This window comes from Propionicicella superfundia DSM 22317, assembly GCF_000423465.1.
GTDB lineage: Bacteria > Actinomycetota > Actinomycetes > Propionibacteriales > Propionibacteriaceae > Propionicicella > Propionicicella superfundia.
The window spans coordinates 15465-40245 of record NZ_AUIA01000011.1 but is presented as its reverse complement, the minus strand read 5'-3'; the positions used below and the strand labels follow the sequence as shown (position 1 = coordinate 40245).

General features: G+C 70.3%; 24 protein-coding genes. 12 read left to right on the top strand and 12 right to left on the bottom strand.

The window, feature by feature from the left end; all coding sequences use genetic code 11:
• The first annotated feature begins 3 nt into the window (after nucleotides 1-3).
• Nucleotides 4-2052 (top strand): hypothetical protein, encoded by a 2049-nt coding sequence (locus tag G555_RS0100195; RefSeq protein WP_028707312.1) that lies wholly within the window; start codon nucleotides 4-6, stop codon nucleotides 2050-2052.
• Nucleotides 2053-2521: 469 nt separating this feature from the next.
• Here G555_RS0100195 and sucD read toward each other — a convergent pair whose 3' ends face one another.
• Together sucD and sucC are read right to left on the bottom strand one after the other, a co-directional pair.
• Nucleotides 2522-3412: a succinate--CoA ligase subunit alpha gene (gene sucD, locus G555_RS0100190; RefSeq protein ID WP_028707311.1), complete on the bottom strand. Its 891-nt coding sequence runs from the start codon at nucleotides 3410-3412 to the stop codon at nucleotides 2522-2524.
• 14 nt (nucleotides 3413-3426) lie between these two features.
• Nucleotides 3427-4599 (bottom strand): ADP-forming succinate--CoA ligase subunit beta, encoded by a 1173-nt coding sequence (gene sucC, locus G555_RS0100185; protein WP_028707310.1) that lies wholly within the window; start codon nucleotides 4597-4599, stop codon nucleotides 3427-3429.
• 306 nt (nucleotides 4600-4905) lie between these two features.
• On the opposite strand from sucC, the gene G555_RS0100180 reads away from it, so the two are divergent.
• Nucleotides 4906-5820: a M23 family metallopeptidase gene (locus G555_RS0100180; RefSeq protein WP_028707309.1), complete on the top strand. Its 915-nt coding sequence runs from the start codon at nucleotides 4906-4908 to the stop codon at nucleotides 5818-5820.
• A gap of 48 nt (nucleotides 5821-5868) precedes the next feature.
• Here G555_RS0100180 and pcrA read toward each other — a convergent pair whose 3' ends face one another.
• Nucleotides 5869-8280, bottom strand: a complete 2412-nt coding sequence (gene pcrA, locus G555_RS0100175; RefSeq protein WP_028707308.1) for a DNA helicase PcrA — start codon at nucleotides 8278-8280, stop codon at nucleotides 5869-5871.
• A gap of 58 nt (nucleotides 8281-8338) precedes the next feature.
• Between pcrA and G555_RS0100170 the strand changes: the two genes are divergently transcribed.
• Both G555_RS0100170 and G555_RS0100165 read left to right on the top strand, forming a co-directional pair.
• Nucleotides 8339-9568, top strand: a complete 1230-nt coding sequence (locus tag G555_RS0100170; protein ID WP_211223114.1) for a phospholipase D-like domain-containing protein — start codon at nucleotides 8339-8341, stop codon at nucleotides 9566-9568.
• Between the two features lie 105 nt (nucleotides 9569-9673).
• Complete coding sequence (locus G555_RS0100165; RefSeq protein ID WP_028707306.1) at nucleotides 9674-9934, top strand: GlsB/YeaQ/YmgE family stress response membrane protein; 261 nt, start codon at nucleotides 9674-9676, stop codon at nucleotides 9932-9934.
• An 84-nt stretch (nucleotides 9935-10018) separates the two neighbouring features.
• Here the strand turns inward: G555_RS0100165 and G555_RS0100160 are convergent, their stop codons facing one another.
• A complete protein-coding gene (locus G555_RS0100160; RefSeq protein ID WP_028707305.1) occupies nucleotides 10019-10669 on the bottom strand; it encodes a response regulator in 651 nt (216 codons plus the stop codon).
• Complete coding sequence (locus G555_RS16915; RefSeq protein ID WP_084634462.1) at nucleotides 10666-11940, bottom strand: ATP-binding protein; 1275 nt, start codon at nucleotides 11938-11940, stop codon at nucleotides 10666-10668. Before G555_RS16915 ends, G555_RS0100160 begins: the two co-directional genes overlap by 4 nt.
• 145 nt (nucleotides 11941-12085) lie before the next feature.
• On the opposite strand from G555_RS16915, the gene G555_RS0100150 reads away from it, so the two are divergent.
• The 3 genes from G555_RS0100150 to G555_RS21585 are packed head-to-tail and all read left to right on the top strand — an operon-like array spanning nucleotide 12086 to nucleotide 13918.
• Nucleotides 12086-13414, top strand: a complete 1329-nt coding sequence (locus G555_RS0100150) for a PspC domain-containing protein (RefSeq protein ID WP_028707304.1) — start codon at nucleotides 12086-12088, stop codon at nucleotides 13412-13414.
• Entirely contained in the window at nucleotides 13411-13608 is a 198-nt protein-coding gene (locus G555_RS0100145) for a hypothetical protein (RefSeq protein WP_028707303.1), read from the top strand. Before G555_RS0100150 ends, G555_RS0100145 begins: the two co-directional genes overlap by 4 nt.
• Nucleotides 13609-13612: 4 nt before the next feature.
• Complete coding sequence (locus G555_RS21585; RefSeq protein WP_084634461.1) at nucleotides 13613-13918, top strand: PspC domain-containing protein; 306 nt, start codon at nucleotides 13613-13615, stop codon at nucleotides 13916-13918.
• A gap of 87 nt (nucleotides 13919-14005) precedes the next feature.
• On the opposite strand, the gene guaA is transcribed toward G555_RS21585, so the two are convergent.
• The gene (gene guaA / locus G555_RS0100135; protein WP_028707301.1) at nucleotides 14006-15562 is read right to left on the bottom strand and encodes a glutamine-hydrolyzing GMP synthase; all 1557 of its coding nucleotides are present in this window, start codon (nucleotides 15560-15562) and stop codon (nucleotides 14006-14008) included.
• Between the two features lie 140 nt (nucleotides 15563-15702).
• On the opposite strand from guaA, the gene epsC reads away from it, so the two are divergent.
• On the top strand, nucleotides 15703-16257 hold the full coding sequence (gene epsC, locus G555_RS0100130; protein ID WP_036920454.1) for a serine O-acetyltransferase EpsC: 555 nt from the start codon (nucleotides 15703-15705) through the stop codon (nucleotides 16255-16257).
• 27 nt (nucleotides 16258-16284) lie between these two features.
• On the opposite strand, the gene G555_RS23175 is transcribed toward epsC, so the two are convergent.
• Nucleotides 16285-16416, bottom strand: a complete 132-nt coding sequence (locus G555_RS23175; RefSeq protein WP_281168159.1) for a hypothetical protein — start codon at nucleotides 16414-16416, stop codon at nucleotides 16285-16287.
• 158 nt (nucleotides 16417-16574) lie between these two features.
• Here G555_RS23175 and G555_RS0100120 point away from each other — a divergent pair, with 158 nt between their 5' ends.
• The 4 genes from G555_RS0100120 to G555_RS0100105 are packed head-to-tail and all read left to right on the top strand — an operon-like array spanning nucleotide 16575 to nucleotide 18431.
• Complete coding sequence (locus G555_RS0100120) at nucleotides 16575-16766, top strand: antitoxin VbhA family protein (protein ID WP_028707299.1); 192 nt, start codon at nucleotides 16575-16577, stop codon at nucleotides 16764-16766.
• Nucleotides 16766-17605, top strand: coding sequence for a Fic/DOC family protein (locus G555_RS16910; protein ID WP_084634460.1), 840 nt, complete (start codon nucleotides 16766-16768; stop codon nucleotides 17603-17605). The genes G555_RS0100120 and G555_RS16910 overlap by 1 nt, the downstream gene beginning before the upstream one ends.
• The gene (locus G555_RS0100110; protein ID WP_028707298.1) at nucleotides 17602-17838 is read left to right on the top strand and encodes an antitoxin VbhA family protein; all 237 of its coding nucleotides are present in this window, start codon (nucleotides 17602-17604) and stop codon (nucleotides 17836-17838) included. Before G555_RS16910 ends, G555_RS0100110 begins: the two co-directional genes overlap by 4 nt.
• Entirely contained in the window at nucleotides 17835-18431 is a 597-nt protein-coding gene (locus G555_RS0100105; protein WP_028707297.1) for a recombinase family protein, read from the top strand. The genes G555_RS0100110 and G555_RS0100105 overlap by 4 nt, the downstream gene beginning before the upstream one ends.
• A 142-nt stretch (nucleotides 18432-18573) precedes the next feature.
• On the opposite strand, the gene G555_RS0100100 is transcribed toward G555_RS0100105, so the two are convergent.
• The 5 genes from G555_RS0100100 to groL form a co-directional block, all read right to left on the bottom strand.
• On the bottom strand, nucleotides 18574-18870 hold the full coding sequence (locus G555_RS0100100) for a chorismate mutase (RefSeq protein WP_028707296.1): 297 nt from the start codon (nucleotides 18868-18870) through the stop codon (nucleotides 18574-18576).
• Complete coding sequence (locus tag G555_RS0100095; protein ID WP_028707295.1) at nucleotides 18867-19970, bottom strand: GuaB3 family IMP dehydrogenase-related protein; 1104 nt, start codon at nucleotides 19968-19970, stop codon at nucleotides 18867-18869. The genes G555_RS0100100 and G555_RS0100095 overlap by 4 nt, the downstream gene beginning before the upstream one ends.
• Before the next feature lie 4 nt (nucleotides 19971-19974).
• Nucleotides 19975-21492, bottom strand: a complete 1518-nt coding sequence (guaB, locus tag G555_RS0100090) for an IMP dehydrogenase (RefSeq protein ID WP_028707294.1) — start codon at nucleotides 21490-21492, stop codon at nucleotides 19975-19977.
• A gap of 90 nt (nucleotides 21493-21582) precedes the next feature.
• Nucleotides 21583-23019 (bottom strand): PAS domain-containing protein, encoded by a 1437-nt coding sequence (locus G555_RS20920; protein WP_051207992.1) that lies wholly within the window; start codon nucleotides 23017-23019, stop codon nucleotides 21583-21585.
• 165 nt (nucleotides 23020-23184) lie between these two features.
• Nucleotides 23185-24777, bottom strand: a complete 1593-nt coding sequence (gene groL / locus G555_RS0100080) for a chaperonin GroEL (RefSeq protein ID WP_028707293.1) — start codon at nucleotides 24775-24777, stop codon at nucleotides 23185-23187.
• Nucleotides 24778-24781: the final 4 nt, after the last annotated feature.

The window sequence follows — 24781 nt, the reverse complement described above, 5'->3', positions numbered from 1 at the left end:
GCCATGATGCCGCCATCGCCGGGCCCGTCCGACGCGTCGCCCGGCACAGAGCCCGCCGGGCAGACCCCGCCGGGCTCCGCATCCGCGCCGGGCGCCACCGGTCGGGGTGCCCGCTTCGCGTCGGCCTCCGGCCCCGCCCAGGACACGACCGACGGGCCGGGGTCGGGCGACGACCATTCGCCCTCGTCCCCCGCGACGCCGCCACACGGAGGGCGGTTCGCGGCCGACCCGGCCGCCGACGAGAGGGCGTCGGGGGCAGGGCGCCGATTCTCGGCAGCCCCGTCCGACGATCCGGTCGAGGCATCCGCCGAGCCCGCTGCACCGGCCGGAGGCCCTGCAGGCCCCGGCACCGCGGCGCCGGTCTCCGGCTCCGCCCCGGGAGGTGCCGAACTCACGCCGCTGCTGCCCCCGGCGGAGACGGTGGAGGATCGACCCGACCAGCTCGCGCCGGTGGCCCCGTGGGCACGGCCGTGGCAAGGACCGGCCTCGACCTCCCGTTCCGGCACCGCGGACATCGAGGACACGGTGTCCCTCCCGAGACCGTCCGTCCCCGGCGCGGCGCAGCCGACGAGCCCTGCTCCGGCCGTGGCGCCGCCCGGTGGCACCGACGAGGAGACCCGCATCCTCCCTCGCACCGGCCGGTCGGGGCGGAAGCCGGCCGCGGCCCGTGCCGCGGAGCCGCAGCAGACCGACGTCCCGAAGAAGAGGGCCGCGGCCCCGAAGGCCGCGCGACCCGAGCGGACGGCCGAGACGGCGATCCCGGCTCCCGCCGAGACCTCCGCGGGCTCGACGCGGAGGCGAAGCCTCCTCACCCGGCGGACGGTCGCGATCGGCGGTGGCGTCGCCGCCCTCGTCGTCGCGCTCGTCCTGACGCTCGTCCTCGTCCCGCGCAGCCTGCCCGGTGCCTCGGTGTCCCCGACGGCCGACGCGTCGCAGATCGACGCGCTCGCCCACACGATGCTGCAGCCGTCCGAGTTGGGTTCGATCGCATCGACGACCTGGGCGGTCGCGTCGTCCACCGAGACCTTCGAGAACGACACGCCACGGCCTCAGTGCATCGATCCGGCGGCGCTCGCGACGTCGGCCGAGGCCCTTCGCGAGCAGGTGCTGCAAGGCTCCGGCGACGACGACCCGGTCGTCCTGCAACTGGTGCAGACCTACGCCGACCCTGCCGCGGCGACGACGGCGTTCGCCGAGATCTCCACCGCCCTCGGGACCTGCGCGCCCGGCCCGGCCTTCCTCGCAGCGGGTCTGTCGGTCTCGAACCTGGCCGACGAGGCCACCGGTGTCGTCGTCGACGCGCTGGACACCGACTTCGTGCGCCACACGATCCTCGCCACCCGCACCGGGGAGAGCATCGCGATCCTGGACGTCGCGGCCAGGTCCGGCGCCCCCGATGCGAAGAAGATCGTCGCGGTCGCCCAGACGGCTCTCGCCCGGTTGTGCGAAGCCGGAGGAGGCACCTGCCCGGCCTCGCCCGGCGTGACCGACACGCCGCCTCCCGCAGGCAGCACGAAGGGGTGGCTCGAAGCGGCCGATCTGCCGCGGGTGAAGTCCGGCGCCGGTACGTGGGCGGGGACCTCCAGCACGATCAGCAGCGCCACGGGCACCCAGTGCGAGAACGTCGACCTGTCCACGGTCTCGGGCCCGAAGACCCGCGCGGCGAGGAGCTATGTGCTCGCCGGCGACAGCTCGGCCCCGGTGACCTTCGGGGTCGACATGATCTCGTTCACGTTCTCCGACGCGAACGCGGCGACGTCGTTCGGCAACACGCTGCGCACGAACATCGCCAACTGCGGGGATCGCACCCGCACCGCCACGGTGAGCAAACCGGTGGACGTCACCGGCACCGGCCAGGGCAACGCGAAGGTGACCGGTCAGTCCTTCGAACTGTCGCAGGCCCCCGACAAGACCCTCTACCGCGTCGCCGTGCTGAACGTGGGCTCGCGCGTCGTCTTCCTGCGGGCGACGCCGTCGAGCAGCTTCGATTTCAGCGACCAGCAGTGGGCAACCCTCGCGCTGCGCGCCGTCCAGCGGGCGTCCCAGGGCTGAGCCCCCACCCGACGGCGGCACGTCGGCCCGGGCCGCTACCCGTCGGCCACGTCGCTACCCGTCGGGCCACGCCGCTACGCCAAGGCCGGGAAGCTACCGGTCCCCCGGTAGCTTCCCGGCCGAAGTGTAGCCACGCCGGACCCCGCCGCACCTGTGGTCCTGTGGTCCGGGGATCGGTGCCGTGAGCGCGGACGGGACTGGCCCCCGCCGAGCTTGCGAGGCGGGTGGTCGCGAACCGCACCTGTGGTCCTGTGGTCCGGGGATCGGTGCCGTGAGCGCGGACGGGACTGGCCCCCGCCGAGCTTGCGAGGCGGGTGGTTGCGAACGGCACCGATCCCCGGACCACAGGACCGAACCAGACCGCACCACAGGACCGAACCAGACCGGACCACAGCACCGGACACAGAGCCGGACACAGAACGACCTCCCCGCCGTCCTGACGGGGAGGTCGTTTCTCGCTGAGTCGCGCTCAGGCCTTCTTGGCGAGCAGTTCGCGCGCGATCTGCGCGGCCTCGCTCGGAGTGCGGCCGACGCGGACGCCGGCGGCCTCCATCGCCACCTTCTTCGCCTCGGCCGTGCCGGAGGAACCGGACACGATGGCGCCGGCGTGGCCCATGGTCTTGCCCTCGGGCGCCGTGAAGCCCGCGACGTAGCCGACGACCGGCTTGGTGATGTGCTCGGTGATGTACGCCGCCGCACGCTCCTCGGCGTCGCCGCCGATCTCGCCGATCATGATGATGAGCTCGGTCTCGGGATCGTCCTCGAACGCCTGCAGGCAGTCGATGTGCGTCGTCCCCACGATCGGGTCTCCACCGATGCCGACGGCCGTGGTGAAGCCGATGTCGCCGAGCTCGAACATCATCTGATAGGTCAGGGTCCCGGACTTCGAGACCAGCCCGATCGGCCCCTTGCCGGTGATGCTGGCGGGGATGATCCCGGCGTTCGACAGTTCGGGGCTGATGATGCCGGGGCAGTTGGGACCGATGAGCTGCGTGGTCCCGCTCTGCTGCGCGTACGCGTTGAACTCGGCCGTGTCCTTCACCGGGACACCCTCGGTGATGCAGACGACCAGCGGGATGCCGGCGTCCACCGCCTCGATCACGGCACCGCGGGTGAACTTGGCGGGGACGAACACGACCGACACATTCGCGCCGGTCGCCGCCATCGCCTCGGCGACGGAGCCGAAGACCGGCACCGTGACGCCGTCCTCGAACTCGACGCTCTGACCGCCCTTGCCCGGGGTCACGCCGGCGACGACCTTCGAGCCGGACGACAGCATCCGCTGCGCGTGCTTGCGCCCCTCGGCGCCGGTCATTCCCTGAACAAGGATCAAGGAGTCGCTGTTGAGCCAGATAGCCATTGTTGTGTTGTCCCCTAAGCGGCCGCGCTGGCCAGTTCGGCGGCCTTCGCGGCCGCGCCGTCCATGGTGTCCACGATGGTGACCAGCGGGTGGGCCGCCTCGGCCAGGATGTGCCGGCCCTCTTCCACCGCGTTGCCGTCCAGCCGGACGACGATCGGCTTCGTAGCCTGATCGCCGAGGAGTCCGAGCGCGCCGACAATGCCGGCTGCGACCTCGCTGCAGGCGGTGATACCACCGAACACGTTCACGAAGACGACCTTCACGGCCTGGTCGGACAGGATCAGACCGAGCCCGTCGGCCATCACCTGCGCCGACGCGCCACCGCCGATGTCGAGGAAGTTCGCCGGCTTGGGCGATCCCGGCAGCCCGGAACCGGCCTGGGCAACGACGTCCAGGGTGCTCATGACGAGGCCCGCGCCGTTGCCGATCACGCCGACATCGCCATCGAGCTTCACGTAGTTGAGACCGAGTTCCTGCGCCTTCTGCTCCAGCGGATCGGTCCGGGAGTTGTCGACGAGGGCGGACCAGTCGTGACGGAAGGACGCGTTGTTGTCGAGGCTGACCTTGCCGTCGAGGGCGATGATCGTGCCGTCGCCGGTCTTGACCAGCGGATTGACCTCGACGAGAGTCGCGTCGTTGTCGGTGTACACCTTGCCCAGCAGGACGAGGACCCGCGCGACCTCGGCGCGGTCCGCCTCGGCGAAGCCGGCCTGCTCCACGATCGCCGCCGCGGCGGTCTCGTCGAGACCCGTCAGCGGGTCGATCGGGAATCGCACCAGTTGCTCGGGGTGCTCGGACGCGATGGTCTCGATGTCCATGCCGCCCGCGAGGCTGCACATGGCGAGGTACCGCCGCTCGGCCCTGTCCAGGAGGACCGAGAAGTAGTACTCCTCGGCGATGTCGGCGCCGGCGGCGACCATCACGCGCCGGACCGTGTGTCCTTTGATGTCGAGGCCGAAGATGTTCTTCGACACCTCCGCTGCTTCTTCCGGGCTCTTTGCGACCTTGACTCCGCCCGCCTTGCCGCGCCCGCCGACCTTCACCTGCGCCTTGACGACCACCACCGGGGTACCGAGCTTTTCGGCGGCCTCGGCGACTTCTTCGGGAGCATCCGCGATGATGCCCGGCAGCACCGGAACCCCCGCAGCCTCGAACAAGTCCCTGGCCTGATACTCAAACAGATCCACTGACAACTCCGTCTCTCGTGCTCGTTGCCAGATTAGACCCTCCCGAGGCCGCCCTGCGCTTTTGGCCACGGCGCCTGTTTTCGAGGGACACCTGCATCGACACCGGGTTCGCAGAGGGGGCGCGGTAAGTCCGGACGGTAGCCGCCACAAGGAGAGACCGAGATCCGCGCGATCGCCGGTCACTTGTCCGTCCGCTGAGCTTTCCTGAGATCTTCTGCCTCGATTCTGAGAGAACCTCAGGGAACTGCTACTGTCTGGTTCGGTGAATCACACACCGCATCGCCGACCAGTGGAGATGAAGGACCGTTGAGCAACACCTCGACCCCCCGCCGGGCTCTCAATCCCGTCGCCGGGGACACGGTGGTCACGGAGACCGCAGCGCCGTCTCGCGCACTCCCCACCCCTGACGCGGGCCCGTCGCCGCTACGTCTGGGCTTCGTCGCCCTCGCGGCCGGCGCCGTCGCCACCGCGGGCGTGGGCGTCACGGTCGCCGCCTCCCACGCCGCAGCCGAGACCTCGGGGTCCACCGGGGCCGGGAGCTCCGACATCGATGCCGCCCGGGACGCCCGCCTCACCAGCGGCGCGCTGGCCGCCTTCACGAGCCGCAGTTCCGAGCGCGAGTCGCTCGCCGCCGACGCCGAGACCGCCGTGGACGCCCGCGAGACCGCGCTCAGCGCGACGGCGGAGACCGTCCGGACCGCGAGCGTGACGGCCCTCTCCACGAGCCGCCAGAAAGCCCTCGTCAGCACCGCGCAGACCATCACGAAAGAAGAGCAGAAGCGCAAGAGCGAAGGGTGGGAGCCGGGCGGCAAGAACCCGTCCTTCCTGCGCCCCGTCGCCGGCGGCAGCTTCAGCTCCCCGTTCGGCTGGCGCACCAACCCCGTGACCGGCGCATCGGAGCTCCACAGCGGGCAGGACATCTCCATCGGCTGCGGCACCCCGATCCGCGCCCCGCAGGACGGCACCGTCACCTTCGTCGGCTGGTACGGCTCAGGCGGCAACGCCCTGCGTATCGAGCACGGCACCTACAACGGCAAAGACATCATGAGCGGGTACTACCACGCCGAGAGCTACATCGTCTCCGTCGGGCAGAAGGTCACGCGCGGCGAGATCGTCGGGTACGTCGGCACCACGGGCACCTCGACCGGTTGCCACCTCCACTACATGATCTTCGAAGACGGCACCAACGTCGATCCCGTGCCGTACATCGCCTCCAGCTAGCCCGCACGCCCGACAGGCGCGCGCCCGTGGAGTGCGCATCGGGCCTGTCTACAGCTTCTCCATCGGAGCGTGCCTGACCGACAGCCGCTTCGTTCCCGCCGAGCCGAAGTCGACGTCGACGCGGAGGTTCTCCCCGGCCCCGGACGCCGCCACGACCGTCCCCAGGCCGAAGGTCGTGTGCAGGACGCGATCGCCGGCCACCAACGACGGCACGGCCTTGGGCTCCGGAGCCCTGGACCCGAACCCGCCGAAAGACGTGCGTGTCGTCCCCTGCCGCTCAGCCGAACGGGACGCCCATCCCCCTGCCAGCGACCCGAGCCTCCGCCAGTCGAGCAGATGAGCGGGAATCTCCTCCAGGAACCGGCTCGGCGGGTTGTACTGGGGCTGCCCGAACACGGTCCGAACCGTCGCCCGCGTCAGGTACAGACGTCGCCGGGCGCGCGTGATCCCGACATATGCGAGGCGCCGCTCCTCCTCCAGCTCGTCCCTCTCACCGAGCGAGCGCTGATGCGGGAAGATCCCGTCCTCCATGCCGGTGAGGAACACGACGGGGTATTCCAGCCCCTTGGCGGTGTGCAGCGTCATCAGGGTCACCGTCGCAGCGCCCTCCTCGGGCACCTGGTCGGAGTCGGCGACGAGGGCGATCCGCTCCAGGAACGCGCCGAGCGAGTCGTCGGGCTCCGGACCGGCGGCGGCAAGGATGCCGCCCTCTCCTTCGACGAGGTCCTGGGCATGCGCCGACGCGACGAACTCGTCGGCCACCTTCACGAACTCCAGGAGGTTCTCGGCCCGCGTCTCGTCCTGCGGGTCGGTCGAGTTGCTCAGTTCCTTCAGGTACCCGGACTCGTCCAGGATCGAGGCGAGGATCTTGTTGGCGGGATCGCCCCCCGCGGCCATCGCACGGTGCCGCGCGAGCAGGTCGGCGAAGCCGCGCACCTGGGTGAGCGACCGGCTCGCCAGTCCGCTCCGCTCCGCATGGTCGAGCGCGGCGCCGAACGAGATCCGCTCGGCGGCGGCCACCTGCTCGATCGCTCCCTCGGCCTTGTCCCCGATGCCCCGTCTGGGGACGTTCAGGATGCGCCGCACCGACACGTCGTCGTCGGGATTGGCAATGGCTCGCAGGTAGGCGATCGCGTCCCGGATCTCCCTGCGCTCGTAGAACCGCAGCCCGCCGACGACCTTGTACGGCATCCCGACGCGGATGAACACCTCTTCGAACGCCCGCGACTGCGCGTTGGTGCGGTAGAAGACCGCGACGTCCCCGGGCCCGGCGGTCCCCTCGTCGCTGAGCCGGTCGATCTCCGACGCCACGAAGGACGCCTCGTCGTGCTCGGTGTCGGCGACGTAGCCGACGACGAGATCACCGTCGCCGGCGTCGGACCACAGGCGCTTCTCGGGCCGGTCGGCGTTGCGCGAGATCACCGCGTTCGCGGCCGACAGGATGTTCTGCGTCGACCGGTAGTTCTGGTCGAGCGTGATCGTCGTCGCTCCGGGGAAGTCGGACTCGAAGTCCAAGATGTTGCGGATCGTCGCTCCGCGGAACGCGTAGATCGACTGGTCGGAGTCGCCGACGACCATGAGCTCGGGGGCGGTCACGGCGTCCGGATCGCCGGGACGTTCGGCGCACAGTTCCCGGATGAGGCAGTACTGCGCGTGATTGGTGTCCTGGTACTCGTCGACCAGCACATGCCGGAACCGCCGCCGGTACGTCTCCAGAACGTCGGGAAAACCCTGGAACAGGTGGACCGTCGTCATGATCAGGTCGTCGAAGTCGAGCGCGTTCGCGGCCGCCAGACGTCGCTGGTACTCCCGGTACACCTCCGCGAACACCTGCTCGGTCCCGGTCTCCGCGCGCGCCGCCGCCGTCTCGAAGTCGACCAGTTCGTTCTTCTGGTTCGACACCCAGTTCATGATCCCGCGCACCGGGTGCTTCTTGGGGTCGAGCCCGAGATCGCGCGTGATGAGCGTCATGAGCCGCTTGGCGTCGGTGTCGTCGTAGATCGAGAAGTTGCGCGCGATGCCGAGCCGGCCGATCTCGGACCGCAGGATGCGAACACACGCCGAGTGGAAGGTCGACACCCACATCACACGGGCCCGGTTGCCGACGAGGTCGGCGACGCGCTGCCGCATCTCCGCCGCCGCCTTGTTGGTGAAGGTGATGGCCAGGATCGACCCGGGATGGACCTTCTTCGCGATGAGATACGCGATCCGCCGGGTCAGCACCCGCGTCTTGCCGGAACCGGCGCCCGCGACCACCAGCACCGGCCCGCCGGTGTGCGCCACGGCCTCCGCCTGGGGCGGGTTGAGCCCCTCCAGCAGGTCGGCCTCCCTCAGCGCCGGCGCATGTGACCCGGCACGGGCCTCCTGCGCAGGCGCGGAGACGCCCCCGACCGCCGCAGAGCCGGAGCCGGGAGGCGTCGTGAAGCCGGGAAGGAAGTCGGGGAAAAGAGTCTCGGTCATCGCATGTACACCCTAGGTCAGATGCCTGCCAATCCGGCTCACAGGTACATTGAGCCGCATGAGTTCCTGGGTTGCTCGCGTCGTCAGGGTGCTCGCAGGGATCGCCTTCGCTGCTCAGGCCGTCACGATCGGGACGCTGCTCATCGTCGACAACTACCGCAAGCGAGGACGCCGCCACAAGGAGTTCCCCACCCGGACGTCCCCCGAGATCACCGCCGAGCACACGACGCTGCGCGTCTACACCTACGGCCAGGATGTGTACGACGACATGCTGGCGGCCATCGACGCCGCTCACGACCGGATCTACTTCGAGACCTACATCTGGAAGTCCGATGCGGTCGGGCAGCGTTTCAAGGACGCCTTCATCGCAGCCGCCGAGCGCGGTGTCGAGGTGCACCTCGTGTACGACGTCTTCGCCAATCTCGTCGTCGACCCCCGGTTCTTCCGGTTCCCGCCCCCGATCAAGGTGCTGCGGCACACCCCGTTCAACGGGATCGCCGGACTGTGGCACCCGCGCGTGCCGGGGCTCAACCACCGCAAGCTGCTCATCGTCGACGCCGAGGTGGCCTTCATCGGCGGGTACAACATCGGCGCCCTGTACGCCACGCGCTGGCGCGACACGCATGCCCGGCTGCGCGGCGAGACCGTCGCCGAGCTGGACAACGCCTTCGTCGACTACTGGAACATCGCCCGCCCGCCCGCCCTGCCGGAACTCGACTCGCCCACGGGCCGCGGGTGGACGTCCCCGGTGCGGATCACCCGCAACGTGCCGAGCGCGCTCGTGTTCCCGATCCGGTACATGTACCTCGAGGCGATCGACCGGGCCGAGAAGTACATCTACCTCACGCACGCCTACTTCATCCCCGACAACGACCTCACGAAGGCGCTGCTCGACGCCGTCCGCCGCGGCGTGGACGTGCGGATCATCGTCCCGGCACAGTCCAACCACATCATCGCCGACTGGCTGTCGCGGGGCCTGTACACCGTGCTGCTGCGCGGCGGGGTGCGGATCTTCCGCTACCAGGGGACCATGATCCATGCCAAGACGGCGACGATCGACGGGGAGTGGTCCACCATCGGAACGGCCAATCTCGACCGGCTCAGCCTGTCGTGGAACTACGAGATCAACGTGGACGCCGCGAGCCCCGACCTGGCCGGGGACATGGAGAAGACGTTCCGCATGGATCTGGCCAACAGCGTCGAGCTGACCCTGGACGAGTGGGAACGGCGCAACCTCCTGTCGAAGGCTTCCGAGCGCATCCTCGTGCCGCTCCGCCCGTTCCTGTGACGGAGCGACGCAGCCCTGCGCTGCGGGCCCCGTCAGGGTACGAAGGGGGGCGTCCCGGGGTCGGCCGTCTCGACCCGGGGCCGTCGCCGTGGTTACCGTTGACGCATGGGATTTCTCGGTTGGATCGTTCTGGGGCTCCTCGCCGGAGCCATCGCGAAGGCCATTCTGCCCGGCAAGCAGTCGGGCGGCTGGCTGGCCACCCTCCTGCTCGGCGTCGTCGGGGCGCTGCTCGGCGGGTTCATCGGTTCGGCTCTGTTCAACATCGGGCTCGGGACCTTCTGGGATCTCCGCACCTGGCTGCTCGCCATCGGCGGTTCCCTGCTCGCGCTGTTCGTCTGGGGCCTGATCACCAAGAACAAGAGCTGACGCCGGCGCCGCCACGCCCCGCCGTCAGGGCCCGTCCGCGAGGGCGGGCCCGCAGCATGTCCGCCTCCGGCGGGACGCTCCGTGTCAGACCAGCCGCCGGTCGGTCGCCCAGCGCGTGAGCTGGTGCCGGTTCGACAGTTGCAGTTTGCGCAGCACGCTGGAGACGTGCGTCTCCACGGTCTTGATCGAGATGAACAGCTCGCGGGCGATCTCCTTGTAGGCGTAGCCGCGGGCGATCAGCCGCAGGACCTCCCGCTCCCGGTTGGACAGCCGGTCGAGATCCTCGTCGATGGATGCGACGTCGATCGCCCCGGAGAACGCGTCCAGCACGAAGCCGGCCAGCCGCGGCGAGAACACCGCGTCGCCCTCGGCGACCCGGCGGATGGCGTCCACGAGGTCGTCGCCGCCGATGGTCTTCGTCACGTAGCCGCGCGCGCCGCCGCGGATCACCGAGATGACGTCCTCGGCGGCATCCGACACCGACAGCGCCAGGAAGCGGACGTCGGGGGAGGTCGCGTGCACCTGCTTGAGGACCTCCAGCCCGCCACCCCCGGGAAGATGGACGTCGAGCAGCACGACCATCGGCGTGGTCTCGGCGATGACGGCGACGGCGGACGCGACGTCCGCGGCCTCGCCGACGACGTTCACACGCTCGCCGATCTCGGCCTTCACGCCGGCGCGGAACATCTCGTGGTCGTCCACGACGACCACCGTGATCTCGGACGTCTCGGTCATGCGATCCTCATCTCCAGTCGAACCTCGGTCCCCACTCCGGGGGTCGAGCGCACCTGCGCCCGGCCGCCGTGCCGTGCCATGCGGTCCAGGATGCTCCCGCGGACACCCTGCCGGTCCGCGGCGACGGTCTCGACGTCGAACCCCACGCCGCGGTCCCGGACGAACACCTCGACCTGGTCGCCGTCCACCTCAGCGTAGACGTCCACCTCGTGTTCGCCCGAGTGCTTCGCGGCGTTGAGGATGGCCTCTCCCGCCGCACGCACCAGCGCCCGGAGCCCGTCGGTGAGGGGTGTGTCCCCGACCACGACGAGTTCCACGACCACGCCCCGGTTGTCCTCGACGTCCGCCGCGACCCGCTTGAGTGCCGCGGCGAGGGTCTCGTCGGCGAGCTGGTCCCCGTACAGCCATTCGCGCAACTCGCGCTCCTGGCGCCGGGCGAGCCGCGCCACGAGCTGCGGATTGTCGGCCTGGCGCTGGATGAGGGCGAGCGTCTGCAGGACGGAGTCGTGCAGATGGGCGGCCATGTCGGCGTGCGCGGCGGCGACCAGCCGCGCCTCCCGCTCGGCGGCCAGGGAGAAGCGGGCCTGGTTCGCCACGGGCGCGCCGACGAGGACGATGCCCGCCACGACGAGCACGACGATGAGCACCGTCGCCCTCGAACCGTCCACGCGGGCCGCGAACACGATCGTCCAGCCCGCCACTCCCAGAAGCGCGACCCCGACCGTGACCTGCAGCCACACCAGCCATCCCCCGCGCGTGAGCAGCACCCAGCGGCGACGCGTCCCCACCTCGACGGGACGGGCCGACATCTTGTCGGCGGCGCTCCACAGGGCGAACACCCCGGCGGTCCCGGTCGCGCCGGCCGCCAGCCACCACACGTTCATGCCGATGCCGAGCAGTGGCGGGAGGGCGAGCAGCCCGACGCCCAGCGAGACGAGCGCGAGCATCAGCCCGAGCTCGCCTCCCCACGCCCCGCGCCCGACGATCTCGGTCCGGTGCCCGCTGCGGGTCGCGGCCTCCAGGCCGACGGGACGCTCCTGCGTGCGGACGGGCAGGGCCAGCCACAGCACCAGGTACGCGGCCACGCCGATGAACTGGACCGCGCCCAGGGCGACGAACGCCACGCGCAGTCCGAGGACGGGCCAGCCGAGGTGGTGGGCAAGCCCGGAGCACACGCCACCGACCCACGCATCGTCCAACGACCGGGACGCACGCCGCACATCGGGCGCGTCCCGGGGGTCGACCGGGACCGGTTCGGTCGGTTCGTCCATGATGTACCCAGCTTCACACGTGCGCACAGGCGGTGTCACCGGGGGCTCTCCCGCACGTCACCCCGCCGTCACCGGGCCGTCTTCAGGGGACAGTCGGGGGTGAACCCCTGATGTCCGACGGGACGACCCGGCACAGGATAGGGACATGGCACAGATCTCCGAGTTCCGCCGTTCCACCTCGGACTCCCACGTGGCGGGGGTCTGCGGTGGCATCGCGCGGCACTGGGGAATCGACCCCACGCTCGTGCGGGTCGCGACCGCCGTCCTCGCGCTCTCGGCCGGCATCGGGCTGGTCGGGTACGCCGCGGCGTGGCTGCTGGTCCCGCGGGAGGATCGCGAGCTGCCGCTGCTGAAGGAGAAGTGGGGGTGGACGCGGCGCTGGTCGGACACCACGCTGTGGGTCGTCGCCGCCGTTCTCGGCTTCGTGTTCTTCCTCGTGGCCGGGTCGGCGTTCCCCTTCGGGGTGGGGCCGGTCATCGTCCTCGCCCTGGTGTGGTACTTCGGCTTCCGGCGCCCGAAACGGCCTCGCGCCGCGTCCACTCCCCCGGCGAGCCTGCCGCGCACATCCGAGAGCGAAGCGTTCGAACAGGCCGCGAACGCCTGGCTGCGGCGCGTCGCCGAGCAACGGCAGCAGACGGGTGGCGCACCCTCTCCCACCCCGTGGGAGACGCTCCCGCAGCAGCGGACGGGCGCGGCCGAACACGTCCGGCCGGTCGCCGCCGACGTCCCTGCGCCGCCGGAGCGGACCGAGGGCTTCCAGCCGTTCAGCACGGCCGCCACCACCGAGCCTGTCCCGCCGCGCCCCGCGTCGCCGCCGCCGGTCGCCTCGCTGGTGCCCGCGGCGAGCGTGCGGACGCCGGTGCGGGCTCCGCGCCGCGCGGGGTGGACGTGGCTCATCGCCCTGGCGACGTCGGTGGTCGCGCTGTCCGTGCTCTCCACGGCGAGTTCGACGGTCGCGGTCCCGGCCTTCGCCTACCCTGCCGTCGTGCTGCTCGCCGTCGGGCTGACCCTGATCGTGAGCGCGTTCTTCGCACGGCCCCGGGGCCTGATCGTCGTGGCCGTCGTCCTCGCCGCCGCGACGCTGGTGTCGTGTGTCGCGCTGCCCCGCGATCTGTCGTCGCTGACGGTCGGGGACCACCGGCACGCATACACGAGCATGGCCGAGCTTCCGTCGTCGTCGCTGAAGCTCGATGCCGGCACGAGCACCGTCGACCTGACGGGCCTGACGGTCGACCGGACCGGTGACCTGAACGTGTCCGTCGGGACCGGTGAGGCGATCGTCCTGCTCCCTCGATCCGGGGCGGTCGACGTCGAGTGGGATGTCGGCATGGGATCGGTCACCACGTCGCAGGGCACCGACGAGGGGACCCGGCTCACCGGCACCTACCGCCACGACGAGGCCGCGGCCGATGCGGGGCGCCTGCGCGTCCACGTCCACGTCGGCATGGGAGAGGTCACGGTGAAGGACTCATGAGCCCTCGTCGCCGAACCCGTGTCGACCTGCTGGCCCTGCTGGTCGGCATCCTCGCCGCCGCCGGCGCGAGCGTCGCGCTGTGGTCCGCGTTCGCCGCCGTCCCATGGGGTGTCGTCCTCGCCGTCCCGATCGCCTTGGTCCTCATCGGGGGCCTCGGCCTGTACCTCAGCCAGAACTCACGAGAAGGAGACTGAAACCATGGGCAACATGCCGCTCACCCGTGTACCCGAAGGCAAGATGATCGCCGGTGTCTGTACCGGGCTCGCGAAGTACCTGAACCTCGACGTCTCGCTGGTCCGCCTGATCACGGTGCTGCTGGCCGTGTTCACCCAGGTCGGCTGGGTGGTGTACATCGTGCTGTGGCTGGTCGTCCCCGAGGACTCCAGCGGACGCACCGGCGTCGACAGCCTCAAGGACACCTTCGCCGGGTCCTCGGACAAGACCTACCAGCAGTACCCGGGCAGCCAGCCGAACGGTCCGCAGGATCCGCCGCCGGCCGCCTGACCGCCGGCGCCCTACGCCGAACGCTCTCGATCTGCCGGATTCTCGCAGTTTTCCGGCAGTTCGGGAGCGTTCGGCGGTTCTCGGGGGTCACTCCCACTCGATCGTGCCCGGCGGCTTGCTCGTGATGTCGACCACCACGCGGTTCACCTCGGAGACCTCGTTGGTGATCCGGGTGCTCATCCGCTCCAGCACCTCGTACGGCAGGCGTCCCCAGTCCGCCGTCATGGCGTCCTCGCTGGTCACGGGGCGGAGCACGATCGGGTGGCCGTAGGTGCGTCCGTCGCCCTGCACCCCGACAGAGCGGACGCCGGCGAGCAGCACGACCGGGAACTGCCAGATGAGCCGGTCGAGCCCCGCGGCCGTGAGCTCCTCGCGCGCGATCGCGTCGGCCTTCCGCAGGATCCGCAGCCGCTCGGCGGTGACGTCGCCGACGATGCGGATGCCGAGCCCCGGCCCCGGGAACGGGTGTCGCCACACCATCGCCTCGGGCAGGCCCAGCTCCAGGCCGACGGCCCGGACCTCGTCCTTGAACAGGCTGCGCAGCGGCTCGATGAGGTCGAACGCGAGGTCGTCCGGCAGCCCGCCGACGTTGTGATGGCTCTTGATGTTGGCCGCGCCCTCGCCGCCCCCCGACTCCACGACATCGGGGTACAGCGTCCCCTGGACGAGGAACCGGACGTCGCCGCCGGCCGCGATCTCGCGCGCGGCCTTCTCGAAGGAGCGGATGAACTCGCGGCCGATGATCTTCCGCTTGTCCTCGGGATCGGTGACCCCCGCGAGCGCCGCGAGGAACGACTGCGACGCGTCCACGACGACGAGCTCGACGCCGGTGTGGGCGACGAAGTCACGCTCGACCTGCTCCGCCTCGCCCTCGCGCAGCAGTCCGTGGTCGACGAAGACGCACGTGAGCTGGTTGCCGATGGCCTTCTGGACGAGCGCGGCGGCGACCGCCGAGTCGACGCCGCCGGACAGCCCGCAGATCACGTCGGCCGACCCGACGCGTTCGCGGATCTCGGCGACGGCCGCCTCGACGATGCCCGCCGGGCTCCAGTTGGGCTCCAGCCCGGCGATGTCGTACAGGAAGTGCTCGAGCATGCGCTGGCCGCCCTCGGTGTGCAGCACCTCGGGATGCCACTGGACGCCGGCGAAGCGGCGGGCCAGGTCCTCGAAGGCCGCCACGGGCGCACCCGCCGTCGTGGCGAGCGTCGTGAATCCCTCGGGGGCGGCCGTGACCGCGTCCCCGTGGCTCATCCAGACGCGCAGGTCGGCGCAGTCCGCGAGCAGCGTGCCCGGCTCCAGCAGTTCCCCCTCGGTCCGGCCGAACTCGCGCAGCCCGGTCCGGGCGACCGTCCCGCCGAGCGCCTGGGCCATCGCCTGGAAGCCGTAGCAGATGCCGAAGACGGGAACGCCGGTCGCGAACAGGCCGGCGTCGGGGCGCGGCGCGCGCGGTGCGTACACCGACTCCGGCCCGCCGGACAGGATGATGGCCAGCGGGCGGCGGGCGGCCAGGTCGGCGACCGGAGCGGTGTGGGGGACGAGTTCGGAGTACAGACCGGCCTCGCGCACGCGGCGCGCGATGAGCTGGGCGTACTGGGCGCCGTAGTCCACGACGAGCACGGGACGCGGCAGGGACGCTTGTTGCATGGCGGCAGTCTAGAGGCGCGTCCCGGTCCTGCCCGACCGGCGACGAACCCCGGGCGCGCACCGCTGCCTCCGCTCGGCGCCCGGGCGCGCGCCGCGGGGTCCGGCTTGCCAATGCACGGCCGTTCCGGTCTCATGGAGGCATGACCCTGCCGTCCCTGCTCACGCGAGCGCGCGAGCGCTTCCGGGAGGATGTCGACACCGCCATGCGCGAAGATCCCGCCGCGACCGATCGATGGGTCGTGGCGATCTCCTACCCCGGGCTTCACGCGGTATGGCTGCATCGCCTCTGCCACAGGCTGTGGCAGTACCCGCCGTTGCGACCGGTGTCCCGTCTCGTGTCCCAGGTGTCCCGCGCCCTCACCGGCATCGAGATCCACCCGGGCGCCGTGATCGGGCGGCGGTTCTTCATCGACCACGGGATGGGGGTCGTGATCGGCGAGACCGCGCAGATCGGCGACGACGTCCTCATGTACCACCAGGTGACGCTGGGCGGGCGCTCCCGCGGACGGTTCAAGCGTCACCCCACCATCGGCAACAACGTCCTGCTCGGGGCGGGCGCGAAGATCATCGGCCCGATCACCGTCGGGGACGGGACCAAGGTCGGCGCCAACGCTCTCGTCGTGAAGGACGTCCCGCCGAACTCGGTCGTGACCGGCATCCCCGCGAACACGAACCCGGGCGACATCATCGCCTGAGCGCCGCGAGCCGGCCGCACGGCGGCGCTACGAGACCTTGTACGAGGTCACCAGGTAGGTCATTTCGATCTCCAGTTCGCTGACGTCTCCCGTGATCGTCGCGGTGAGACTCCCCGACGTGATCTCGCCCTCCGCGTACTGGACGGTCGACGCGCTCACCCTCCTCGGTGAGAGTGGTGCCCGCCGGCGGTACCGCGACACGCCGACGCTGAGTGCACCGAAACTGTGCACCGAAACTCATGTGAACCGAAACACCCCTACTGCCGTTTTCGGTTGGATTCCGGTAGAATCGAAGTAGCTCAGGGAAGGGGCAGATCATGGCTCACGCGATCGCACGGCCCGCTCGGGCTGACGTTGACGACCGGCTGGCGTTCGCTGACGCAGCTCTCGGGCTGGCCGGTCACGAGGTCACCGACCCCGCGCTGCGCGCGCTCATGGAGCGGGTGGCCAGCAACGAGATGACCGCCGACGAGGCTGTCGCAGCGATGCGTCAGCACGTTCAGGACTGATGGCCCGCGGCACCACCTTTCGTACCTGGGATGACTACTTCATCCCAGGTACGTCTGTGTTGAGGAACAAGTTCACCACTCCGGGCAAGCCCCACGGCGAGCCCGACCCCGACAAGCTGCGCACGATGGAGGAGGCGGCGGCCGCGTTCCGCTTGGAGGAGCTGCGGCAGCACCCGATCGTGGGCCGGTTCGACTACGCCCATATGAAGGCAATCCACGGCGCGATCTTCAAAGACGTCTATGAATGGGCCGGCCAGGAGCGCACCGCGCCGATAGGCCAGTTCATGGTGAAGGAAGGGCACTCCTATTACCCCGCCGGACCACAGCTCACCGCGGCCGCCGAAGCCGAGTACGCCAAGATCGCCGCCGCCGACTACGTGCAGGGTCTCGGCCGTGACGACTTCGTGACCGAGTTGGCTGAACGGTGGGGGGAGCTGAACGTCGTCCACAGCTTCCGCGAGGGCAACACCCGCACGCAGTTCGTGTTCTTCTCCGAGCTATGCGAGCAGGCCGGCCATCGCCTGGACACCGAGGTGTTCAAGCCCGGCAACCCACTGCGTGAGGAGTTCGTCAAGGCCCGGTTTCATAGCCAGGACACCGGCCGTAACGACCAGCTTGCGGCAGTGTTGGACCAGGCCATCGCACAGCCACCGCCGCCCGGACGCGACCCCGGTGGCGACCCAGGCCGTGGCCTCAGTCAGGGGGGACCGGCGCTGCGCGCCGCGAGCCTCCCGCAGGCACCGAGCACTGCGAGGTCTATGACGCCTCACCCGCAGTCGGTGGCGGCACGCGCAGCGCGTCGGACCGGACGTAGCGGGCCGGAGACGGGCCGAGGATGACCGGTAGCGCGTTCGCGATCGAGGAACGCTGGCCTGAGCTGTTCACGGACCTGGACACGACACAGCGATGGGCGGTGGTGCAGTCTCTTGCCGCTGCGTGGCACGAGGGTTGGGTGCCGAGCCGCGCCGACGTCGCGCTCCTGACAGACCACACCCGCGGCGTGATCGACGATGCCGAATACCACCGCCGTGTCGCTGAGGCTGCGGAGCGCCAACGACAGGAGCACCGATGACGAACATCGTGGGCTACGCGCGCGTGAGCACCCGCGAGCAGAACCCGGAGGCGCAGACGGCCGAGCTGCGCGCCGCGGGCGCGGTGCGCGTGTTCGTCGATCACGGCGAGTCGAGCCGCATCGCTGACCGGCCGCAGTGGAGCGCGTGCCTGGACTACCTGCGCGAGGGCGACACGCTCGTGATCCGCGCGCTCGACCGGGTAGCCGGCACCGAGCAGATGGCCATCGAACTGATTCGCGACCTGGGCCGTCGAGGCGTGCGCCTGCGCAGCCTGACCGAACCCTTCCTCGACATCGACACCAGCACTCCGACGGGCGAGGCCATCGTCGGCATCATGGCCGTCTTGGCGCAGCTCCGCGTGGCCACGATCCGCGAGAACACCAGGCGCGGCCTGGCGCACGCTCGCGCGCAGGGACGCACCGGCGGGCGGCCGTCGGTGATGACGCCTGAGCGCACCGCGGCGGCGGTGCAGATGCGCGCCCAGGGGCACAGCATCGCGCACATCGCGAAGGTGCTCGGAGTCGGCAGCTCGTCAGTGTCTCGTGCCCTCGCGAAGGCCGACGAGGACGCCGAGCCGACCGTCTCGCCGTAGGCGGTCCTGACCGCTCCTGCCCATCCCCCCGATAGATGTCGCCCTGCACACCACAGGAAACGACGGCTTCGCGCGGAGAGACTACGCGCGCAGGGCTATGAGCCACCCGCGCGATGCCGGACACGGTCGTCCGGAGGACGTGTCAGCCGTTCGCCCCGCTGATCGCCTCGTGGTGCCGCACGACCTCGGCGACGATGAAGGTGAGGAACTTCTCCGCGAACTCCGGGTCGAGGTCGGCCATCTCGGCCAGTCGACGCAGCCGCGCGATCTGCTCGGCCTCGCGCTCGGGGTCGGCCGGGGCGAGGCCCTCCCGGGCCTTCAGCTCCCCGACCTGCTTGGTGATCTTGAACCGTTCCGCCAGCAGGCACACGAGCGCGGCGTCCATGTTGTCGATGGACGCCCGCAGCCGCTGCAGTTCGGGATTCTGCTGCCGACTCAATGGACCACCAACTCGGCCCGCTGGAACTCCTTCACGACGGTGTAGCCGGTCGTGGCCATGGCCTTGCGCAGCGCCCCGACGAGGTTCATCGTGCCGTCGGCGACACGCGACGGCCCGAGCAGGATCTCCTCCAGCGTCCCGACGGTGTCGAAACGCTCCCGCCGTCCCTGCGGCAGGCGTGGATGCCACGCCTCGGCTCCCCAGTGGTAGCCGCGGCCCGGTGCTTCGGTCGCCTGCGCGAGCGGACGCCCCACCATCGCGGCGTCGGCGCCGCAGACGATCGCCTTGGCGATGTCACCGGAGCCGCCCACACCGCCGTCGGCGATCACCTGGACGTACCGGCCCCCGGACTCGTCCAGGTAGTCGCGACGGGCGTCGGCCGCGTCCGCGATCGCCGTCGCCATCGGGACCTCGACCCCGAGCACGCTCCGGGTCCGCCGGGTGGAGGCGCCGCCGAACCCGACGAGGACGCCGGCCGCACCGGTGCGCATGAGGTGCAACGCGGTCTGGTAGCTCGCGCAGCCGCCGACGATCACGGGGACGTCCAGGTTGTAGATGAACTCCTTGAGGTTCAGCGGCTCGGCCAGCGACGACACATGCTCGGCGGAGACCGTCGTGCCGCGGATGACGAACAGGTCGACGCCCGCACGCTCCACCACGCCGGCGAACTCCCGGGTGAGCTGCGGCGACAGCGCGCCCGCCACCGGGACGTTGGCCTGCCGGATCTCGTCGAGCCGGGCCGTGATCAGCTCGGCCTTCACAGGCTCGGAGTACAGCTCCTGCATCCGCTTCGTCGCGGCCGGGGCGTCGGCGATCTCGGCCAGCTCGGCCAGGTGCGGCTCGGGGTCGGCGTAGCGCGTCCACAGCCCTTCGAGGTTCAGCACGCCCAGCCCGCCGAGCTGGCCCAGCGTGATCGCCGTCGCCGGAGACATCACCGAGTCCATGGGTGCCGCCACGAGCGGAAACTCCAACTGCAGCGCGTCGATGCGCCACGTCAGGTCGACCTCCTCGATGCCGCGGGTGCGTCGCGTCGGCACGATCGCCACGTCGTCGAGGCTGTAGGCCTTCGTCGCACGTTTGGTGCGACCGATTTCGATCATCTGTTCACCTGTTCCCGGAGTAGTTGGGAGCCTCCACGGTCATCTGGATGTCGTGAGGATGCGACTCCCGCAGCCCCGCGGACGTGATCCGCACGAAACGTCCCTTGTCATGCAGCTCGGGGATCGTCGCCGCCCCCGAGTAGAACATGGACTGCCGCAGGCCGCCGACGAGCTGGTAGGCGACGGCCGCCAGCGGACCACGATACGGCACCTGCCCCTCGACGCCCTCCGGAATGAGCTTGTCGTCGTTCAGGACGTCGGCCTGGAAGTAGCGGTCCTTCGAGTAGGACGCCTTCCGGCCGCGGGCCGCCATCGCGCCCAGCGACCCCATGCCCCGGTAGGACTTGAACTGCTTGCCGTTGATGAACACCAACTCGCCCGGGCTCTCGTCGCAGCCGGCCAGCAGCGAACCCAGCATCACCGAATCGGCGCCCGCGACGAGCGCCTTGGCGATGTCGCCGGAGAACTGCAGGCCCCCGTCGCCGATGACCGGAACCCCTGCGGGCGCGCAGGCGCGCGTCGCCTCGTAGATGGCGGTCACCTGGGGGACGCCGACGCCGGCCACGACGCGGGTCGTGCAGATCGAGCCCGGCCCGACACCGACCTTCACTCCGTCGACGCCCGCCTCCACGAGAGCCTTCGCGCCCTCGTAGGTCGCCACGTTGCCGCCGACGATGTCGACACCGCGCGCCGCATGCTCTCGCTTCAGGCGGCGGATCATGTCGAGGACGCCGCCGCTGTGGCCGTGCGCGGTGTCGACGACGATGAGGTCGACCCCCTCCTCGACCAGCGCCATGCCCCGCTCCCAGGCGTCACCGAAGAAGCCGATCGCGGCGCCGACCCGCAGCCGGCCCTGGCCGTCCTTGGACGCGTTGGGGTACTTGCCGGACTTCACGAAGTCCTTCAGCGTGATGAGTCCGGTGAGCCGATCGTGCTCGTCGACGAGCGGGAGCTTCTCGATCTTGTGCTTCGCGAGCAGTGCCAGGGCGTCCTCGCCGGAGATGCCCTGCCGCCCGGTGACGAGCGGCATCTTCGTCATCACCTCGGCGACGGGCCGCTGCGGGTCGTCCTCGAAGCGCATGTCCCGGTTGGTGACGATGCCCAGCAGCACCTGGTCGGGCCCCACGACGGGGACGCCGGAGATCCGGTACTGGCTGCACAGTTCGTCCACCTCGCCGATCGTGGCCTCGGGCGAGACGGTGATGGGCTCGTCCACCATGCCGGCCTCGGACCGCTTCACCCGGTCGACGAGCGTCGCCTGGTCCTCGATGGACAGGTTCCGGTGGAGGATGCCGAGGCCGCCCTCGCGGGCCATGGCGATCGCCATCCGATGCTCGGTCACGGTGTCCATCGCGGACGAGACGAGCGGCAGTCGAAGCGTGATGTTGCGACTCACCTGAGTGGACGTGTCCACCTCGCTCGGGATGACGTCGCTCTCACCCGGGAGCAGCAGGACGTCGTCGAAGGTCAGGCCGAGAGCCGAGAACTTGTCTGGCAGGGTGCTGGCATCATCGGAGGACAAGCTTCCACCTTTCGATTCAGAGTCCGATTCTAACCACGCGATGCGCGGTCCGGTCGCGACAGCCAGGTCGCGGCCGGCGGACCCCGCCGATCAGGCCAGCCGGCGCGGGTCCGCCGCGTAGCCCGTCTCGTCGTCGGAGCGGACACCCGCCGACCGCGGCGCGGCCAGGTCCGCCGCAGCGTCCCGCATCCCGAGGCACAGGCGCGTCGCGGTCGACGCGTCGACCGGCTGGGCGATCGAACGGGATGTCTCGGCGAGGCGCGCGAGGCGAGCCAGGTTCGCGTCGCTGATCTGCATCTGGTTCTCGATCGTCGGCAGCAACTGGAGCACCTCCGCATCCTGGCGGCCGACCACCATCTGGCTCCAGTTCGCGATCAGCCCGTGAGGCATGAGCAGCAGCCCGTGGGCCGACTCGAGCTTCTCCGCGACCTGCTCGGCCATGAGCGCGTTGGCCCGCATCTGCCGCTCGGTCTCGACGATCCCCTCCTGCAGCGCGCGTGTGAGGTCCGCGATGGCCGGACGAGCGTCCTCGGTGCCGGGACGCGATGTCGCGAGCTCCTCGATGAACTGGATCACCGCGTCGTTGTGGAGCCGGCCCAGCGCGATCCGGAACCTGGTCCGCGCGCAGCTCGAACGCAGGCCGACCAGTTCGTCGACGAGGTCGTCCAGGATGTTGACGATGTCGGTCGTCATCGACGCCCACAGGTTCACCGAGAGCATGATGGGAGCCATGCCGGTGTGCCCGCCCAGCCGGCCGGACACCTCGGTCGCGGTCCGCCCGCTCTCGTCGATCGCGGACCGGATCTCGGGCACCTCGGCGGTGAGCGCGTCGATGGCGTGCTGCAGCTCGTCCATCCGCGTCATCCACTCGTCCAGTTCGATGGACACCTGCGCGGCCGACGACTGGAGGAGGGCCAGCGGCCCGGTGCACTCGTGACGGACGCTCGGCCCGCTGAGCGCCGTCCGCGTCTGGACCTCGGCGGGAAGCGCCGTCCACACGAACTCCTCGAACGTGGGGAACCCGGCGGCCTGCACCCGGGCGAAGAGGTCCGCGGCCCCGAGCCGGGCGCACTCGCGGGAGTTCACACCGCGGAACCGGTTCTGGAGCTCGCCCGGCCGGACGGCTTCGTAGATGCCGAGGCACGCATCCCTCAGCGCCTCGACGCAGGGGCGCGAACGGACCGACAGATAGCCGTCCCCGAGCGGGGTGACGGTGGCGAAGACGACGTAGTCGGAGCCGTCCTTCGCCAGGTTCACGACGTAGGCGCAGAACGGCTCTCCCGCCTCGAGCGTGTCCCACATGAGCCGGAACGCCCCTTGCGGCATGTCGGGGTGACGGATCAGATTGTGAGGCTTGCCCACGAGTTCCTCGTGGCTGAATCGGGAGACCTGGGAGAACACGGAGTTCGCCTGCTCGATGATCCCCAGCCTGTTCGTCGTCGAGAAGAACAACTGATCGACGCCGACCTCGTGAACGCCACCCGTGGGCATCCGGTCGTGCGCATCGATGACCCGGACGTCCGGCATGGTTAACGCGACCCCCTCGCACTGTGTCCCACAAGACCAACCGACTGGGCGAACGACGTCTGGGCCAGGGCGAAACACCCTGCCGCCGCGCAATCCCCCCTAAAAATAACGCGACTGGGGGGCATATTGCCACCCCAGCCGCGTTCGACTCGGTCGTGCGACGCGTCAGGCGTCGTCGTCCTCGTCAGCCGGCTTCTCGACCACCAGCGTCTCGGTGGTGAGGATGAGCGCCGCGATCGACGCGGCATTGGCCAGCGCGGAGCGCGTGACCTTGACCGGATCGATCACACCGGCGGCGACCAGGTCGCCGTAGGTGTCGGTGGCGGCGTTGTAGCCCTGCCCGGGCGGCATCCCGGCGACGTTGGTCACGATCACGTAACCGGACTGGCCACCGTTCTCGGCGATCCAGCGCAGCGGCTCGACGACGGCCCGCGCGACGATGCCGACGCCGGTCTTCTCGTCGCCCGACCTGCCGAGGTCACCGTCGAGAACCTTCGCGGCGTGGACGAGAGCGGAGCCGCCACCGGCGACGATGCCCTCCTCGATGGCCGCGCGGGTCGCCGAGACGGCATCCTCGATGCGGTGCTTCTTCTCCTTGAGCTCGACCTCGGTCGCCGCGCCCACCTTGATGACGCAGACGCCGCCGGCGAGCTTCGCGACCCGCTCCTGCAGCTTCTCGCGGTCCCACTCGGAGTCGGTGCGAGCGATCTCGGCGCGCAACTGCTCGACACGGTCGGCGACGGCAGCCGCCTCGCCCGCGCCGTCGATGATCGTCGTGTTGTCCTTCGTGACGACGATCCGGCGTGCCCGGCCGAGCACCTCGAGCCCGACCTGGTCGAGCTTGAGGCCGACCTCCTGGGCGACGACCTGGCCGCCGGTGAGGATCGCGATGTCCTCGAGCATGGCCTTGCGGCGGTCGCCGAAGGCCGGGGCCTTCACGGCGAGCGAGTTGAACGTGCCCTTGATCTTGTTCACGACCAGGGTCGACAGCGCCTCGCCGTCGACGTCCTCGGCCACCACGAACAGCGTGCCGGATGCGGCGATGACCTTCTCCAGCAGCGGGAGCAGCTCGGCCATCGCCGAGATCTTCCCCTGGTGGATCAGGATGTACGGGTCTTCGAGGACCGCCTCCATGCGCTCGGGGTCGGTCACGAAGTACGGCGACAGGTAGCCCTTGTCGAACTGCATGCCCTCGGTGAACTCGAGCTCGGTGCCGAACGTGTTCGACTCGTCGACGGTGATGACGCCGTCCTTGCCGACCTTGTCGAACGCGTCGGCGATGAGCTTGCCGATCTCTTCGTCACGGGCGGAGATGGTGGCGACCGACGCCATGTCGGCGACGGTGTCCACGTCGCGGGCGACGCGGGCCAGCTCGTCGGAGATCGCCTCGACGGCCGCGTCGATGCCACGCTTGAGGCCGACCGGGCTCGCGCCGGACGCGACCGCGCGGAGGCCCTCGTGGACGAGCGCCTGCGCCAGGACGGTCGCGGTGGTGGTGCCGTCGCCGGCGACGTCGTTGGTCTTGGTGGCGACCTCCTTGGCGAGCTGCGCGCCGAGGTTCTCGTGCGGATCGGTGAGCTCGACCTCTTTCGCGACGGTGACGCCGTCGTTGGTGATGGTCGGCGCACCCCACTTCTTGTCGAGGACGACGTAACGGCCCTTGGGGCCGAGGGTCACCTTCACCGTGTTGGCGAGGATGTCGACGCCGCGCTCGAGCGAGGCGCGCGCCTCCTCGTCAAACTGAAGGATCTTTGCCATGGGT